At 54.9% G+C, this 15,863-nt stretch carries 19 protein-coding genes; 11 read left to right on the top strand and 8 right to left on the bottom strand.

The window, feature by feature from the left end:
• The first annotated feature begins 27 nt into the window (after positions 1-27).
• The 5 genes from DXY38_RS01610 (at position 28) to DXY38_RS01590 (ending at position 4,531) form a co-directional block, all read left to right on the top strand.
• Positions 28-1,323, top strand: a complete 1,296-nt coding sequence (locus tag DXY38_RS01610) for a glucose-1-phosphate adenylyltransferase (protein WP_006853039.1) — start codon at positions 28-30, stop codon at positions 1,321-1,323.
• 115 nt (positions 1,324-1,438) lie between these two features.
• The gene (gndA, locus tag DXY38_RS01605) at positions 1,439-2,857 is read left to right on the top strand and encodes an NADP-dependent phosphogluconate dehydrogenase (RefSeq protein WP_115070177.1); all 1,419 of its coding nucleotides are present in this window, start codon (positions 1,439-1,441) and stop codon (positions 2,855-2,857) included.
• An 8-nt stretch (positions 2,858-2,865) separates the two neighbouring features.
• Positions 2,866-3,582 (top strand): 6-phosphogluconolactonase, encoded by a 717-nt coding sequence (gene pgl, locus DXY38_RS01600; protein ID WP_115070247.1) that lies wholly within the window; start codon positions 2,866-2,868, stop codon positions 3,580-3,582.
• Between the two features lie 26 nt (positions 3,583-3,608).
• Complete coding sequence (locus DXY38_RS01595) at positions 3,609-4,145, top strand: CIA30 family protein (RefSeq protein WP_006853042.1); 537 nt, start codon at positions 3,609-3,611, stop codon at positions 4,143-4,145.
• Positions 4,142-4,531: a hypothetical protein gene (locus DXY38_RS01590; RefSeq protein ID WP_006853043.1), complete on the top strand. Its 390-nt coding sequence runs from the start codon at positions 4,142-4,144 to the stop codon at positions 4,529-4,531. The genes DXY38_RS01595 and DXY38_RS01590 overlap by 4 nt, the downstream gene beginning before the upstream one ends.
• 27 nt (positions 4,532-4,558) lie before the next feature.
• On the opposite strand, the gene ilvD is transcribed toward DXY38_RS01590, so the two are convergent.
• The 3 genes from ilvD to DXY38_RS01575 are packed head-to-tail and all read right to left on the bottom strand — an operon-like array spanning position 4,559 to position 7,218.
• Positions 4,559-6,232, bottom strand: a complete 1,674-nt coding sequence (gene ilvD, locus DXY38_RS01585) for a dihydroxy-acid dehydratase (protein ID WP_115070246.1) — start codon at positions 6,230-6,232, stop codon at positions 4,559-4,561.
• Positions 6,233-6,285: 53 nt separating this feature from the next.
• Positions 6,286-6,576 (bottom strand): hypothetical protein, encoded by a 291-nt coding sequence (locus tag DXY38_RS01580; RefSeq protein ID WP_006853045.1) that lies wholly within the window; start codon positions 6,574-6,576, stop codon positions 6,286-6,288.
• A gap of 24 nt (positions 6,577-6,600) precedes the next feature.
• A complete protein-coding gene (locus DXY38_RS01575) occupies positions 6,601-7,218 on the bottom strand; it encodes a uracil phosphoribosyltransferase (protein WP_006853046.1) in 618 nt (205 codons plus the stop codon).
• A gap of 85 nt (positions 7,219-7,303) precedes the next feature.
• Between DXY38_RS01575 and DXY38_RS01570 the strand changes: the two genes are divergently transcribed.
• Both DXY38_RS01570 and cobW read left to right on the top strand, forming a co-directional pair.
• Positions 7,304-7,822, top strand: coding sequence for a pentapeptide repeat-containing protein (locus DXY38_RS01570; RefSeq protein ID WP_115070176.1), 519 nt, complete (start codon positions 7,304-7,306; stop codon positions 7,820-7,822).
• Positions 7,822-8,877 (top strand): cobalamin biosynthesis protein CobW, encoded by a 1,056-nt coding sequence (gene cobW, locus DXY38_RS01565; RefSeq protein WP_115070175.1) that lies wholly within the window; start codon positions 7,822-7,824, stop codon positions 8,875-8,877. Before DXY38_RS01570 ends, cobW begins: the two co-directional genes overlap by 1 nt.
• A 145-nt stretch (positions 8,878-9,022) precedes the next feature.
• On the opposite strand, the gene DXY38_RS01560 is transcribed toward cobW, so the two are convergent.
• The 3 genes from DXY38_RS01560 to DXY38_RS01550 form a co-directional block, all read right to left on the bottom strand.
• Positions 9,023-9,655 (bottom strand): L,D-transpeptidase, encoded by a 633-nt coding sequence (locus tag DXY38_RS01560; protein ID WP_244278968.1) that lies wholly within the window; start codon positions 9,653-9,655, stop codon positions 9,023-9,025.
• Between the two features lie 79 nt (positions 9,656-9,734).
• On the bottom strand, positions 9,735-10,313 hold the full coding sequence (locus DXY38_RS01555) for an isoprenylcysteine carboxylmethyltransferase family protein (protein ID WP_115070173.1): 579 nt from the start codon (positions 10,311-10,313) through the stop codon (positions 9,735-9,737).
• A gap of 14 nt (positions 10,314-10,327) precedes the next feature.
• Positions 10,328-10,672, bottom strand: a complete 345-nt coding sequence (locus DXY38_RS01550) for a hypothetical protein (RefSeq protein ID WP_244278967.1) — start codon at positions 10,670-10,672, stop codon at positions 10,328-10,330.
• 101 nt (positions 10,673-10,773) lie between these two features.
• On the opposite strand from DXY38_RS01550, the gene purS reads away from it, so the two are divergent.
• The 3 genes from purS to DXY38_RS01535 all read left to right on the top strand — a co-directional run bounded on the left by purS (position 10,774) and on the right by DXY38_RS01535 (position 12,872).
• Positions 10,774-11,028 carry a phosphoribosylformylglycinamidine synthase subunit PurS gene (purS, locus tag DXY38_RS01545; RefSeq protein ID WP_006853053.1) on the top strand — a complete coding sequence of 85 codons (255 nt, stop codon included), beginning with the start codon at positions 10,774-10,776 and terminating at the stop codon, positions 11,026-11,028.
• Positions 11,025-11,684: a phosphoribosylformylglycinamidine synthase subunit PurQ gene (gene purQ, locus DXY38_RS01540; RefSeq protein ID WP_115070172.1), complete on the top strand. Its 660-nt coding sequence runs from the start codon at positions 11,025-11,027 to the stop codon at positions 11,682-11,684. Before purS ends, purQ begins: the two co-directional genes overlap by 4 nt.
• A 255-nt stretch (positions 11,685-11,939) precedes the next feature.
• Entirely contained in the window at positions 11,940-12,872 is a 933-nt protein-coding gene (locus tag DXY38_RS01535) for an LD-carboxypeptidase (protein WP_115070244.1), read from the top strand.
• Between the two features lie 86 nt (positions 12,873-12,958).
• On the opposite strand, the gene fba is transcribed toward DXY38_RS01535, so the two are convergent.
• The gene (gene fba, locus DXY38_RS01530; RefSeq protein ID WP_115070171.1) at positions 12,959-14,032 is read right to left on the bottom strand and encodes a class II fructose-bisphosphate aldolase; all 1,074 of its coding nucleotides are present in this window, start codon (positions 14,030-14,032) and stop codon (positions 12,959-12,961) included.
• 73 nt (positions 14,033-14,105) lie between these two features.
• Between fba and DXY38_RS13605 the strand changes: the two genes are divergently transcribed.
• Positions 14,106-14,249, top strand: a complete 144-nt coding sequence (locus tag DXY38_RS13605; protein WP_170952817.1) for a hypothetical protein — start codon at positions 14,106-14,108, stop codon at positions 14,247-14,249.
• 533 nt (positions 14,250-14,782) lie between these two features.
• On the opposite strand, the gene DXY38_RS01525 is transcribed toward DXY38_RS13605, so the two are convergent.
• The gene (locus DXY38_RS01525) at positions 14,783-15,862 is read right to left on the bottom strand and encodes a Gfo/Idh/MocA family protein (protein ID WP_115070170.1); all 1,080 of its coding nucleotides are present in this window, start codon (positions 15,860-15,862) and stop codon (positions 14,783-14,785) included.
• Between the last annotated feature and the right edge of the window lies 1 nt (position 15,863).

Raw genomic sequence — 15,863 nt, 5'->3', positions numbered from 1 at the left:
AACGCATAGCCGAAAGGCGGGAGCGGCATGAAGCGAGTACTGGCAATCATTCTCGGGGGAGGGGCTGGAACCCGCCTCCAACCACTCACAAAGATGAGAGCCAAGCCAGCTGTGCCCTTGGCGGGCAAGTATCGCCTTATTGATATTCCAATCAGTAATTGCATCAACTCCAGCATCAACAAGATGTATGTGTTGACGCAATTCAATAGCGCTTCACTCAATCGCCATCTCAGCCAGACATACAACCTCAATGCCGGATTTGGGCAAGGTTTTGTAGAAGTCTTAGCGGCCCAACAGACCCTCGATAGCCCCTCATGGTTTGAAGGAACGGCTGATGCGGTGCGGCAGTACCAAACCCTGTTTAGCGAATGGGATGTGGATGAATATCTGATCCTCTCCGGTGATCAGCTCTACCGCATGGACTACAGCCGTTTTGTGGAGCATCACCGCAGTACCGGCGCCGACCTCACCGTTGCAGCACTGCCCGTAGACGCTGCCCAGGCCGAAGCGTTCGGTTTGATGCGAACCGATAACGATGGAAATATCAAGGAATTCCGCGAGAAGCCCAAAGGCGATTCCTTAAAGGAAATGGCCGTAGACACGTCCCGCTTTGGCCTCAGCGCTGAGTCCTCTAAGGAGCGCCCCTACCTCGCCTCCATGGGCATCTACGTCTTCAGTCGTAAAACGCTTTTCGATCTGCTCGACGCCAATCCCGGCCATAAGGACTTCGGCAAAGAGGTGATCCCAGAAGCGCTATCACGGGGTGACGTCCTCAAGAGCTATGTCTTTGATGATTACTGGGAAGACATCGGTACCATCGGTGCCTTCTATGAAGCCAATCTGGCCCTAACGCAGCAGCCAACCCCTCCATTCAGCTTCTACGACGAAGCATTCCCGATCTACACCCGCCCGCGGTATTTGCCCCCAAGCAAGTTTGTCGACAGCCAGATCACAGATTCGATCATTAGTGAAGGATCGATTATCAAGGCCTGCAGCATTCACCATTCCGTCCTTGGTGTGCGTAGTCGCGTGGAAAACAATGTGGTCCTCCAGGATTCGTTGTTGATGGGAGCTGACTTCTTTGAATCGCAAAGCGAACGCGAAACCCTGAGAGCGCGAGGCGGTATTCCTGTCGGCGTTGGCGAGGGCACCACTGTGAAACGCGCCATTCTTGATAAGAATGCCCGTATTGGTAAAAACGTCACCATCGTGAATAAGGATCACGTGGAAGAAGCTGATCGTCCTGAACACGGCTTCTACATACGTAATGGCATCGTTGTTGTCGTTAAAAATGCATCGATTGCCGACGACACAGTGATTTGAGGACAAAGTGAACGAAGGATTGGCGCTTCCATCTCTTATTCCTGACAGAGATGGGCCAATTCGCAGCCGATTTTTGATCCTGTGGTCACACTGACTTCAGTGAACGCAGTTTTGGATGTCCAAGTCTCACTTTGGTCTTATCGGTCTAGGCGTGATGGGCGAAAACCTTGTTCTCAACGCTGAGAGCAACGGTTTTTCGAGTGTTGTTTACAACCGCACTTATTCAAAGACGGAAGACTTTCTGAAAGGTCGTGGCGCCGGTAAAAACATTCAAGGTGCCACCGACCTTCAAGATTTTGTCAACAAATTAGAAAGACCTCGCCGCATCTTGATGATGGTGAAAGCAGGGGGTCCTGTTGATGCCGTCATCGAACAGATTTCTCCCTTTTTAGATGAAGGAGATCTCTTGATTGATGGGGGCAACTCGGAATATCGCGACACAGAGCGTCGTGTGGCCGAGTTGGAAAGCAAAAGCTTCGGCTTCATCGGCATGGGCGTGTCTGGCGGTGCCAAAGGCGCTCTAGAAGGTCCGAGCATGATGCCCGGCGGCACCAAGGCCTCTTACGACGCGATCGAAAGCCTGGTCACCAAAATGGCGGCCCAAGTCGAAGACGGTCCTTGTGTGACCTACATCGGCCCAGGCGGATCAGGACACTTCGTCAAAACAGTCCACAACGGCATCGAGTACGGCATCGAGCAAATCCTTGCCGAGGGCTATGACCTCATGAAGAGAGTTGGGGGCATGAATGGCACCCAGATGGCCGACGTCTTTGCCCATTGGAACAGCACGGAGGAACTCGCCTCTTACCTCGTTGAGATCACAGAGGTCTGCTTGCGCACCAAGGATCCCGATGATGGGAGCGATCTGATCGAAAAGATTCAGGACAAAGCTGGGCAAAAAGGCACGGGTTTATGGACTGTGGTGAGTGCCTTGCAGATGGGTGCCTCCGTACCAACCATCTATGCAGCCCTCAATGGCCGCGTGATGAGTTCGATGAAAGATCAGCGCGTCAAAGCGGAAACCATCCTCAAAGGTCCCGCGGTCAAACCCTTTGATCTCGGCACCCCTGCCAATGGAATGGCACCCCTGATGGATGCGATGGTGCTCGCTTGCATGGCCAGCTACGCCCAAGGCATGGAGCTTCTACGGATCGCTTCCGCAGAGCATGATTACAACTTAAACATGCCTGCGATCGCTCAGATCTGGAAGGGTGGCTGCATCATTCGCGCCCGACTTCTGAAGCGAATTCAGGATGCCTTCACAACCGATCCGCAGCTGAACAATCTGCTTATTGATCCTTGGTTTGCCAATCAGGTCAACACCCGACTTCCTGGTTTAGCCAAAGTTGTTGCAGGTGCAGCTGAAGCAGGAATTCCTGTGCCCTGCCTCAGCAACACCCTCGACTACATCAACAGCTACCGCACCGCTCGTCTGCCTCAAAATGCGGTTCAAGCCATGCGTGACTGCTTTGGGTCCCACACCTATGAACGGGTGGATAAGGAGGGTAGTTTCCATACCGAGTGGTTGGATTGAACGAACCGATGGCTTCCTATCGCATTGAACGGGCCCGAGATCCCCAGGATCTAGCCCTGCGGGCCTCTGAATACATCGCCACAGCCATCCAGCTAGCGCTCGATCAACGGGATCGTGCTCAGATTGCTCTATCTGGAGGGACCACTCCCTCCCCGGCATATCAGCTGTTGGGCCAGCAACACCTGCCCTGGAATCGTGTGGATGTGTTTTTAGGGGACGAGCGCTGGGTATCTGCTGATGATGCGTCCAGCAACGCCCGCATGCTCCGCTCCACCTTGCTCCAACCCGGTGAGCCCGGTGCAGCGGCCTGCTTTCACCCTGTTCCAACGGTGGAGCTTCCCTCAGCAGAAGCCAGCGCCGAGGCTTTCGCAGAGCTGATTGCCAAGCATTGCAGTGGCGAACCACCGATCTTCGACATGATGGTGTTGGGTCTTGGGGATGACGGTCATACCGCCTCACTCTTCCCGGGCACTGAGGCTCCTGACGTCCGTGATCGTTGGACCACGATCGGGCGGGGCAAGGGATTGGAGCGCATCACCCTGACCGCTCCGGTGCTCAGCGCTTCTCGAACAGTGATGTTCCTCGTGAGTGGTGTCAATAAACAGGAAGCCCTGCGTCGCTTGCTCGATCCAGCTGAGTCCGCACAACGAACGCCTGCGAAGTTGGTCCAACCCGAGGCAGAAATCATTGTTCTTACCGACGAAGCTGCCAGCGAAGGTCTTTAAATAAGCATTCCTTGTGCAGGGTTGAGATGACCATCCCCCGTGTCTCATTCGATTCGTGGGCCACGCTCAACGACACGATCATGGGGGGGAGAAGCCAAGCAGGCTGCCGCCTCACGCCTGAAGGCCTATTGCTCGAAGGTGAGGTGATCGCTGATGGAGGGGGGTTTGTGAGTTGCCGCTCCCCGCTGTTGCGACCACCACTCGATCTTTCGGCATTCAGTGGGTTGCGCTTAACGATTGCTGGGGAGGGGCGAACCCTGAAATTTGCAGTGGCCTGCGCTGATGGATTGATGGGACTCACAGAGATGATTCCAGGGGGACTGCGCTGGGTGATGCCCGTGCCAACGGAAGCGGAAGGAACCACTGTTGCCGAGATTGCATTCAAAGATCTTCAGCCCGTGGTCCGTGCCAAACCGGTTGGGCTGCCTTTGCGCTTTGATTCTTCTGCGATCACTCGCTTACAAGTGCTCCATTCCCGGTTTGATGAAGCGGGATCGGCCAATCCAGGCTTCCGTGCGGGTGCAATCCGGATTCTGATTCATTCCATCGAAGCCTACAAATGATTGATTTAGCTGTTGTGATTGCCCACACGGCTGATCTCTGCCGCAAGCCTTATCAACATGCTGTTGTTCCGATTCACGCGGACGAAGATGCGTCAACGTCCAGCATTGACGATCTCTTCGTTCGCATCGAAACCCGTGATGCATCCGGCTCTCGCATGGAGGCCATGGATCTAGAACTCGAGATCTATCGGAGCGGCAATGATGTGAATCTCATGCTCAGTTGGTGTGATCAAGCTGAGCGCCCCATGCTTTGGCAGGGACAACATCCCGTTTGGATGCATGGAGACAACGGCATGCGCTGCACGGCCCCAGCCGATGGCCAACCATTGGAAGCGATGGCACGCAGGCTGAGAGCACAACTTGTCAATCAATCCCATGGGGATTGATGATGAATCCCCCGCTCTGAACGTGCCTTAATCAGGCTGATCGGTTACCGCACCTAGGCTCGAACTTGAAACAAGTCGAGCATATTTGCCAAGAATTCCGGTCTTGTATTTAGGCGTGTGACCAGACCACATGCGACGGCGTTTGTCGAGTTCAGCGTCATCCACATTGAGTTGAAGAAGATTCTGATTGGCATCCACGGTGATGCTGTCCCCCTCCATCACAAGACCGATGGCTCCGCCAACGGCCGCTTCTGGTGCCACGTGGCCAACAACCAAGCCATAGGTTCCACCGCTGAATCGGCCATCGGTGATCAAGGCCACTTTGTCCCCTAATCCCTGCCCAACGATGGCAGCTGTTGGTGCCAACATTTCACGCATTCCAGGTCCTCCCACTGGACCTTCCTGGCGAATCACAATCACATCACCTGGGTGAATTTGTTTCCCAATAATCGAGGCCAAACAATCCTCTTCGCTTTCGAAAACGCGTGCAGGACCCGTTAAGACGGGTGTTTTAATCCCGCTAATTTTGGCGACTGCTCCTTCACTTGCCAAATTTCCCTTCAGGATCGCCAGGTGACCTTTTGCATAAAGCGGATTGCTCAAGGGCCTAATCACTTCTTGCCCTTCAGGAGGTGTTGAGGGGATATCTGCTAACAATTCCTCCAATGTTTTGCCTTCAATCGTGCGGCATTTCCCATGGAGAAGTCCCGCATCCAAGAGCAATTTCATCACCTGTGGAATACCTCCAGCCTGATGAAGATCCACGGTGACGAAACGACCGCTCGGTTTGAGGTCGCAAATCACAGGCACACGCTCTCTGATCATTTCAAAATCATCAATGCTGAGATTCACTCCAGCGGTGCGTGCGATGGCGAGCAAATGCAACACAGAATTTGTGGAGCCGCCTACCGCCATGATCACACTGATCGCATTCTCAAAGGCTTCACGCGTGAGTAGGTCAAGGGGGCGAATATTGGCTTTGATCGCTTCAACCAGAACCTCTCCAGACCGGGCCGCACTCTCCGCCTTTTCCTCATCTTCTGCCGCCATTGTTGAACTATGGGGAAGACTCAGCCCCATCGTTTCAATCGCAGCACTCATCGTATTGGCGGTGAACATGCCTCCACAACTGCCAGCACCAGGGCAAGCATTTTTTTCAATCGCTGTCAGCTGCTCTTCATCAATTTTCCCGCTTGTAATCTGACCGACAGCCTCAAAAGCACTCACAACAGTGAGGTCACAGCCACCAAGTTTCCCAGGCTTAATCGTTCCCCCGTACACAAAGATCGAGGGAATATTCATGCGTGCCATCGCCAACATGGCGCCAGGCATATTTTTATCGCAGCCACCAACGGCAAGAACCCCATCCATGCTCTGGCCATTGCAGGCCGTTTCGATCGCATCGGCGATGACCTCACGACTCACCAAGGAATATTTCATTCCTTCGGTGCCCATAGAAATGCCATCACTCACAGTGATCGTGCCGAACATCTGAGGCATGCCCCCAGCCTTTCGAGCAGCGTCTTCAGCACGACGGGATAGCCCATCCAATCCCACGTTGCACGGTGTGATGGTGCTGTAGCCGTTGGCGATTCCGATGATTGGCTTGCCGAAATCGTCGTCACCAAAGCCCACCGCTCTCAGCATGGCTCGATTTGGTGAGCGCTGAATGCCTTGAGTAACGGCGTCTGAGCGAAGCATGGCAACGACTGGATCGCAGATTGGGAGACGTCCCAACTTACCGACCGTGGGGATTACGACTTTGAACCGAGGTCTTCAAGCTGACGCCGGACATCAGAGATGGCTGAATTGAGCTGCTCAACACGATGCTCCAGCTGATCATCCCGATTGGCGTATTGATTGGCCTCAAACGCCTCACTGCCGTCTTGCATCCTTGGCGCGTAGAGCATGGAACGCTGACGCTTGAGCCGCTGACGACGTTCTGCTTCGGTAAGCAGCCACCACCCCACACCTGCTGCCCCGATGAGGGCTCCGCTCAGGAGTGTGAAAAGTGTTCCTGAGGTGGATTCCTGCTGCCTGCTCATCGCCGCCGATGGATTTTTTTAAGCCTAGGTCGAGGGAGCTGTTCTGATTTGCAGCCGTTGAGATGTGTTGCCAATCCCAGGAGAAATTTGACCATTTGCATTGAGTTCTTCATCAATGCAGGCGGTATGAATTGTGAGTTCGGGAAACGTTTCCCCCAGTCGTTTGAGCCCCGGGCTGGCTGTTAAGGCTGAAATCACACGAAGCCTTCGGCTCTCAACACCCTTTGCCACAAGCTCTTCCATCAAGCCGAGAAGATCCTCTGCATCGCTGATTTGATCCAGCAGCAGCACGAGACCGGCGTTGGCCTCAATGGTTTCAGGTAGGCCACCCAGACAGAGCTCTGCGTGAGGCAGCACTTGCCTAGCCCCTTCCCAAAGCATCAGCCCACCAGGGAGGAGAGGCACGGCAAGCAAGGGAACACCCGTTTCGATCACGGTGCCTTCCGTGAGCTCAAGGGCGGTTTGCACCTGTTCGCGACGATGGGGAAGCCAATCCCTCAGCGCTTCATAGGTGAGCCAACGTCCCAACTCCTCGAGCGCTGTTCGATACAGCGACGGTGGTGTGCCGGCGTGGCGCAACATCGTGAGCCAATGAGCAATGAGTGGATGGGGGGGAACAACCACCCTCAAGGTTTTGGCCATGGCACGTGGAGGGGCAGCTGTCTGCCATAACGTGACCGTACAAGTTACGGCAGCTGCAACCTGAAGCCGGCTGCATCCATATCTGATGCCCCTTCCCAATTTATTCCGCAAGCAACTGTTATCCGTTCTGTTCGGGTTGCTTCTTACGTCGAGCTTGATCTCTTTTCCCTTCGCTGCTCAAGCCATCACGGCGCCTGAATTGCGTGGTCAATTTGCGGTGCAAGACATCAGCAACGACATGCATGGCCGAGATTTAAAAGAAAAAGAATTTTTGAAAGCTGACCTCCGTGGTGTGGACCTCAGTGACACCGACCTACGAGGAGCTGTGATCAACACCTCTCAATTGCAGGGCGCTGATCTCCATGGAGCGAACCTTGAGGATGTGGTGGCGTTCTCCAGTCGATTTGATGAAACCGACCTCAGCGACGCCAACTTCACGAACGCGATGCTGATGCAAAGCCGGTTTGTGGATGCGCGCATTGAGGGAACGGATTTCACCAACGCCGTCATCGACCTCACGCAAATGAAAGCCCTCTGTGGTCGTGCCAGTGGCGTGAATAGTGTCAGCGGCGTGAGCACCCGCGAAAGCCTGGGGTGCCGCTGATGTCTGAACGCCTTCCAGTCACCGTGATTACCGGCTTTCTCGGAGCCGGGAAAACAACGTTGTTGCGCCATTTATTGATCAACAGCGGCCAACGCCTTGCGGTGATGGTCAACGAATTTGGAACCGTGGGCCTGGATGGCGATCTCATCCGAAGTTGCGGCTTCTGCCCAGAAGATGAAATCGATGGGCGTCTTGTTGAGCTGAACAACGGCTGTCTGTGCTGCACAGTGCAGGACGATTTTCTACCGACGATGGAAACGCTGCTCGCTCGCGCTGATCAGCTCGATGGCATCGTTGTTGAAACCAGTGGTCTGGCGCTTCCCAGGCCCTTGTTGCAGGCCCTCGAATGGCCCGCGATCCGGGCTCGTGTTCACGTGAATGGCGTGGTGACTGTTGTGGATGGGGAAGCCCTGAACAACGGAAGCCCCGTGGGAGATCCTGAGGCCTTGGAGCGGCAACGACAGGAAGACCCAAGCCTGGACCACCTCACAGCCATTGATGAGTTGTTCGCTGATCAACTTCAATCCGCTGACCTGGTGTTGGTCAGTCGTTCTGATTGCTTAGAGCCCAACGAACTGGACCAGATTCAACAATCACTTGCCCCCAAGCTCCGATCCGGTACATCGGTGATCCCGATGACTCGCGGGCAAGTGGAGCCGAGTTTGCTTCTGGGAGTCGAGCGTGAGACGTCTGCCGAACATGAACATGAACATGATCACCACGATCACGATCATCACGATCACACGCACTTGGACGTGGTGGGCGGAAATGTTCGTTTCGAGGGCGTCATTCAACGTGCGGACTTTGAACGCATCCTTCCTCCCTTTGTGACTGAGCATCAGGTCGTGCGCCTGAAGGGACGGGTCTGGTTGCCTGACAAATCCCTTCCTTTGCAAGTCCAAATGGTTGGTCCCCGCTTAGAAACTTGGTTTGAAGCCGCTCCGGATCAAGCCTGGACTCCCCAAAATCAATCTGGCGTGGATCTGGTTGTGATCGGATTTGATCCAAAGGCCTCTGAAAAACTCACAACTCTCCTGCTTCAGGCGAGTCAATAAGTTCTGGCAAAAGCTCTTAAGCATTCCCCTAAAACGAACGAATCCTCAGAGCCATCAGACCCTAGTACGACTTCAATCGCTAACAGATATTCAAAGAAATTTATATACAACTTGACTTAAAACAAGCTCTAGACCTTTTTCTTATTCAGTCTTCAACAACCAATAAACGCACATCACGGCCTTTAATTAGCTGAGATAGTTCCAACATGTCGTGTTTACGAATCAGCCCAATACATCCCAAGGTTCCGCTGTTTCCATTGAGCCCTGCGCTGGGGTCTTGATGAATCCCGAGCACCCTTCGGCCCGTGGTGAAGGTTGGTTCAATGCCAATCCAAACGGGGCCTAGTTCTGGATAAGCACCCTCGGCCAAGGGTTCCACCGGTCCGAGGGTGTAGCTCCCCGTTGGAAGGGGAGCCTTACTGCCCATCTGATCACGGTCCGCGTTCTGGCGGTGGGCACGTCCGCTCACTGCATCGAAGTGACGGGCCGGTTCCCCCGGAATCTCAAGCCTTAAATCCCAAATGGGATCTCCAGTGGAGCGAATCTGTCTCTTGGTGCGGCCAAGGACAAGCTGAGGCTCAGGATCCGGTATGGCGACCGGAGGCTCCAAAATCGCCAACAACCTTGAACTCACCTCAACAGGTTCGGAGCTGTTCAGCAAAAAGTCGTTGGCCCAACTCGGAGCACTGATCCCGAGACCTACGCAGACAGCACTGAAGAGCATCAGGGAAGGAGTGGCCCTGCTCGTCAGCCGCTGAAAGGGCATAGACCGAGGCATCCGAAATGATCGAAAACGAACCTTTCCTAAGAGGATTTTTGCGTTCTTTTGAAAAAAAGAAACGGTTGCTCAGCTGGCCCTAGCCCTTGCGCCAATCCAAGCCAGGAATGCGGGGCAGAATTGCTGGCGTATTGGAGCGATAAATCAAGTAGTCGGGATGGACGGCACAAAGCCGCTTTTCTTCGCGATGGGCCTTGCCGTTGAGCAGCGCAACCAACAGCAAAAACAGCGCCAGGTGAAGCAGGCTTCCCTTCGCAAGCACGACACCAACAGAACAGATCACAACAGCGCGATAGAGAGGGTGCCGGCAACGGCCGTACACCCCAGACGTGATTAAAGCTGCATTGGGCTTGGGATCCGGTAATGGAGAAAGGCTGGGGCCTAACGCCAAGAAACCCTGCAGAGCCAGGCCAAGCCCAACAACAAACAGCATCAACCCGCTGACATGAAGCCATGCAGGCCAACTCCAGGCATCGAGAAGCTCAGGGGACCAGCTCGGAAGGATGTGAGCACAGATCAGGACCACTTGAGCCAGCAACCACCACTCCCCCTTTTGATTGTTGAGCAATCCAATCCAGCTCAGCCCCCAACCCTGAAAGCTCTCACGCCAATCAACCTGTAGCCCTGGCTCCTTGAGCGGAAGACCCTTCTTTTCCATCGTGATCCGCAGGATTAATCCATCGGTAGGTCGCCGCGAGCGCAGACCTCACCCCAGCAAAGCGCACCCTCATCACTCCAACTGGCCTGCACGCTGTTCCAAGAAGAACGCTCATTGATCCGCATCCGCATCAAGCCAGTGCCGTCATGCTCGAACTGAATCCGGTGGTCATTAAACGCCAAATTCCAACGGCTACCCACGGGATCGGCCTCAAAACGGCATGGTTCCCAAGCCTCATGACTCCAGCGACACTCCACGTCGACGGCCACCGGCTCAGCCTGTGCAGGTCGAACGATGCCCGGTGCGATCAGCACCAATGGTGTGATCAGAGTGAGTGTGAATCCGATGGATGGGATCACAGACAAAGGACATGGAGTCGTGGTCTGTTTTCAACCTGAAGAGAAAGTGACTGGAACGGGACTACGGCCTGCCAAGATTTAACAATTCATGCTCCGAGCCAGTGCCGCGTTATCAAGCTCGTGTCCTGGTGCATCTGCGCCCTTCTGTCCTAGATCCAGCCGGTGAGGCCACCCGTTCAGCCGCCAGCCGACTCGGGGTGGAAGGCGTCGAGCGGCTCCGCATCGGGAAGGCTGTCGAGCTGGAGCTAGAGGCATCGGATGAAGCGGATGCACGCCAACAGGTTGAACTCTTGAGCGATCGACTCCTCGCCAATCCTGTGATTGAGAACTGGACCATGGAGCTCAAGTTGTCATGAGCATTGGTGTTGTTGTCTTTCCTGGTTCCAATTGCGACCGGGATGTCCGTTGGGCGACGCAGGGATGCCTGGGTATGCAAACCCAATACCTCTGGCATGAGGAGACAGATCTCAGCGGCCTAGACGCTGTGGTGCTGCCGGGAGGTTTCAGTTATGGCGACTATCTGCGCTGTGGCGCAATCGCCAGATTTGCCCCCGTGCTGGGAGCGTTGATCGAATTCGCCAACAAGGGCGGGCGGGTGCTGGGCATCTGCAACGGATTTCAGGTGCTCACTGAGCTCGGCTTATTGCCAGGAGCACTCACCCGCAATAGCGGCCTCCATTTCATCTGCGAAGACGCTCCACTCGAGGTGGTGAGTGCGCGTACGCCCTGGCTGTCTCAGTTCAAAGCAGGAAGTGACATCCAGCTGCCGATCGCCCATGGAGAGGGCCGTTATCAATGCAGCGAAGACACTCTTAAATCCCTTCAAGACAGTGACGCCATCGCGCTGCGCTACACCAACAATCCCAATGGCTCCGTTGCCAATATTGCTGGAATCACCAATCCAGCTGGCAATGTTCTTGGACTCATGCCTCACCCTGAGCGGGCTTGTGATCCTGCGACAGGTGGCGTCGACGGACGCCGATTAATCGAGGCGCTGATTGATCAATCATGACCAGAATGATCAGCTCTAAGAAGACAGGGAATCAAAAAGATTCTTTATCCATGCGGGCTTGAAATTTATTCAACAAACACATTGATTCGCTTGCATCAATAAACAAAACCATCATCTTTTGCACGTCAAAGATAAGATCTTCTTAAGATCGAATGTAACCCTAAATAGCATGGTCAGACTTGAGTGCAATGGTGAATCAGGCCTTTGATGCGTCGTCGATCATTTTTAACGTTGGGAATCCCGGCGGCGTTGGCGATGGCCGTTCCATTTTCTGCGAATGGATTGGCGGCATCGACCCCAAAAAAATCCTTCCTACGTCCTTTAAAAAGGGGCTCAAGGCTTCGGGCGGTCAATGCCGGAACTTGGATCGATCCTGATACTGATTTTGGCCTCCTCGTGCAGCGTTGTGAGGCTGAAGGATGGACGCTTGAGTTCCCAGAATCAGTGAGGCGTCAATGGCAATGGTTTTCAGGCACCGATCAACAGCGAGCCGATGATCTTGAGCGTGCCTGGAACAATCCTTCTCTTGATGGTCTGATTTATGTCGGTGCTGGCTGGGGAGGCGCCAGGGTTTTAGAAGTTGGCTTTCGCTTTCCCAAGCGACCGCTCTGGACCTTGGGATTTTCTGACACCAGCTCGATGCTGCTGGCGCAATGGTCGGCGGGTTTGCATGGCGCCATCCACGGATCCACAACTGGACCGGACCAACAGTGGGAACGAACGGTCCATCTCCTGAAGGGAGAACCGGTCGCGCCACTGCAAGGCCGTGCCGTACGACCCGGGCTGGCCAGTGGTCCGCTCGTGGTGACCAATCTCACGGTCGCAACCCATTTGATTGGCACCCCCTGGTTGCCTGATCTGCGTGGATCCATCCTGGTGCTGGAGGATGTGGGAGAAGCTCCCTACAGAGTGGATCGCATGCTCACGCAGTGGCGCAGCTCTGGGCTGCTTCGTGGCCTTGCCGGCGTGGCTACGGGACGGTTCAGCTGGAAAGGGGAGGTGGAGCCAGGTGATTTCTCCATGGATGGGATCCTCGAGGAGCGGCTCTCTGATCTAGGCATCCCCTTGGTCATGAATTTGCCCCTTGGGCATGGACTTCCCAACATGGCTCTCCCCCTTGGTGCAGCAGCCACGCTCGACGCGAACCGAGGAACGCTGCAACTGAATCCTGAGCGCACCCATCGATAGGACAGGCATCGATAGGACACCCATCGATCAACCCATCAAAAAAGGGGGGCTCACGCCCCCCCGCTTGATTGGCTTTGACCGAACAATCAGGCAGCAACTGCTGTCTTGGGGTCAAGGGTGCCTTTTGCATAAAGGCCGGAGTAGAAGTTGATGTCGCGTTGCTTGATCTTGCTGGCATTACCGGCAGCCCAGAACTGCTGGTAGCGATCCAAACAAACCTGCTTCATGTACTTACGAGCCGGCTTGTTGAAGTGACGGGGATCGAAGTTGGCAGGATCAGCCATCGCAGCTTCACGCACAGCCGCGGTGAAGGCCAAACGGTTGTCGGTATCGATGTTCACTTTGCGAACACCGTTACGGATCCCTTCCTGAATTTCTTCCACGGGAACGCCATAGGTCTCAGGAATCGCACCGCCGTACTTGTTGATCATTTCCAACCATTCCTGGGGAACGGAGGAGGAGCCGTGCATCACCAGGTGAGTGTTGGGGATGGCCTTGTGGATTTCAGCAATTCGGCTGATCGCGAGCACTTCACCCGTGGGCTTGCGGGTGAACTTGTAAGCACCGTGGCTTGTACCAATGGCGATCGCCAAGGCATCCACCTTGGTTTTGGCCACAAAGTCGGCAGCCTCAGCTGGATCGGTTAGCAGCTGATCCTTGGAAAGCTCACCTTCAAAACCGTGTCCGTCCTCGGCTTCGCCTTTGCCAGTTTCAAGGGAGCCGAGGCAACCCAATTCACCTTCAACACTCACGCCGATGGCATGGGCAACATCCACGACTTCCTTCGTGACGTTGACGTTGTAGTCGTAACTCGCAGGCGTCTTGGCATCGGCCTCAAGGGATCCGTCCATCATCACGGAGGTGAAGCCATTGGCGGCTGCTCCGAAGCAAGTTGCAGGGCTATTGCCGTGGTCCTGATGCATCACGACGGGAATGTCGGGATAGGTCTCAACAGCAGCCAGGATCAGGTGACGCAGGAAATTCTCACCTGCATAGGTGCGAGCCCCACGGGAAGCCTGGAGGATCACAGGAGAGTCAGACTCGTGAGCCGCCTCCATGATCGACTGCACCTGCTCAAGGTTGTTGACGTTGAAAGCAGGGATGCCGTAGCCGTTTTCCGCGGCATGGTCGAGCAGAAGTCGAAGCGGAACGAGCGCCATAGTGAAGTCCTAACGAAGGCCGATCAACGGACATAGGTCCGTAACCGCGCGACTTTACCTTTGAGTCGTGTGAATGTCACGACACTCCGTTGCAGAAATCACGCTGGAGTGCCAGCAACTGATCGCTCAGGCAGTGGGGCCCGCCCCAAAAAGCTGCTCATCCGCTGATGGTTCAGGGGCTAAGCGGCAGGCTTTTTACATCTCTGAATTGGCCTAAGCCCGCACCAACAGACGGCTTGGCCCGTGTTTCGCTCCCATCGAAACCAGCAAAAGGCCCAAGAGAGTCCCTTGCGCTATTCGTTTCCTCTTTTTTCGTGTTGCTGAGGTGTAGAGACGCCCTTGCAACCCGCCTGATCAGAGAACAAGTCCAGGTGCATTCGTCAACAACACAAGGCACGAACTCTTGATGCGCATGCTTGCAACCATTTAAAAATCGGATTGCTAAGAACAATCGGCTCTTGCGTTGGAGCAGTCTTTGCCCAATGAATGCCGCCTAATTATGTATGGATCGTCCGAAAATGTTGGCGAGGGCCCTGCACTCTTTGGAGGACGCGCAGAAAGACCTCCGGACAACAAAGAGCTTGGGACAACAAAGAACTTGGGATGACGAACGAACAATGAAGCAGGCCAAAACCTACCCAAAAAATCTCGGCCGAAGCCCAATATTGACACTCAGATTTGTACCCAGATCCGTGATCAAGATCCGCAAAAAATGATCATTGGTTCGAGAATCTGTGCGATCCAATTGGATCATGCAATCGATTGATCGCATGCTTGCTGACTAAGCAGACCCTCTGAAAGGCCTGGAACCATAGGGGTTCCGGTTCGAATACTTTGAGCCCACCAGCTCTGGATGCGAGCCACCGGCGCCACGCGGCCATCGCTCCAGGTGGTGGGGAAGACGAAGTCAACGTCCGCTTCAATATTGCGTGTGGGCTCTCCCGCGGGCATATGCCACAGCCCAAAGCCATGGACATAATCTTTTTGGTTGGAGCTACCGAGGGTGAGGCTGCCATCAGATCCGTAGATCTCGAGCCAGCAACCTCGACCGTTGCGCGCCACAGACGACAAATTGACTTGGGCTGGAACCGTTTGGTCCGTGCGCCCCTGCCAATCCAGCTGCATCTGAATGAGGGAAACATCTTCGGCATCCACTGGGGCCATCCCCCCGCTGGGGCGAGGACGCTCCTTGATCGAGACACTATTGAGGCCTTGAACGGATCGAATCGGTCCGATCAACCAGGCCAACATGTCGAAGGCATGGGTCCCAAGGGCACCGATCACGCCCCCACCGGCTTCCCGTTGTGAGTACCAGTTCCATGGTCGTGAGGCATCGGCTCGGCTGCTCATCAACCAGTCAAGTTTCACCAGCCAGGGAGTGCCTACGGCACCGGCCTCCAACATCCTTGCGGCCTGCATAAACAGAGGCACAGCCCGATATTCATAATCCACCGCAACACTGAGCCGCTTCTGAATGGCCAAGCGTTGGAGCTCGGCCACCGATTCCGCCTTGAGGGCGACAGGCTTTTCCAGCAACAAGTGTTTCCCAGCATTCAGCGCTGGAAGGGCCAAGGCAAAGCGTGGCTCCGGAGGGGTAGCAATGATCACGGCCTGCACGCGAGAGTCGCTGAGCAGAGCCTCCCAATCGTCATAACCCGGAAGGTTGTGCTCCTGACAGGCCTGATCCAAGCGTTCACGACGGGGGTGCCAGAGCGCTACCGCCTTGAGATCAGCTTGAGAGGCAAGGGCTTGGAGATGAACCGATTCACCAAAACCGAGACCCGCAATGGCCACTCCAATGGGAGATGGGCTTGAGGTTGGGAGAGCCATA

This window comes from Synechococcus sp. UW179B (assembly GCF_900474245.1).
In the GTDB taxonomy this organism is placed as follows: domain Bacteria; phylum Cyanobacteriota; class Cyanobacteriia; order PCC-6307; family Cyanobiaceae; genus Synechococcus_C.
The sequence above is the reverse complement of the archived record's forward strand: the minus strand, read 5'-3'. Positions and strand labels throughout refer to the sequence as shown.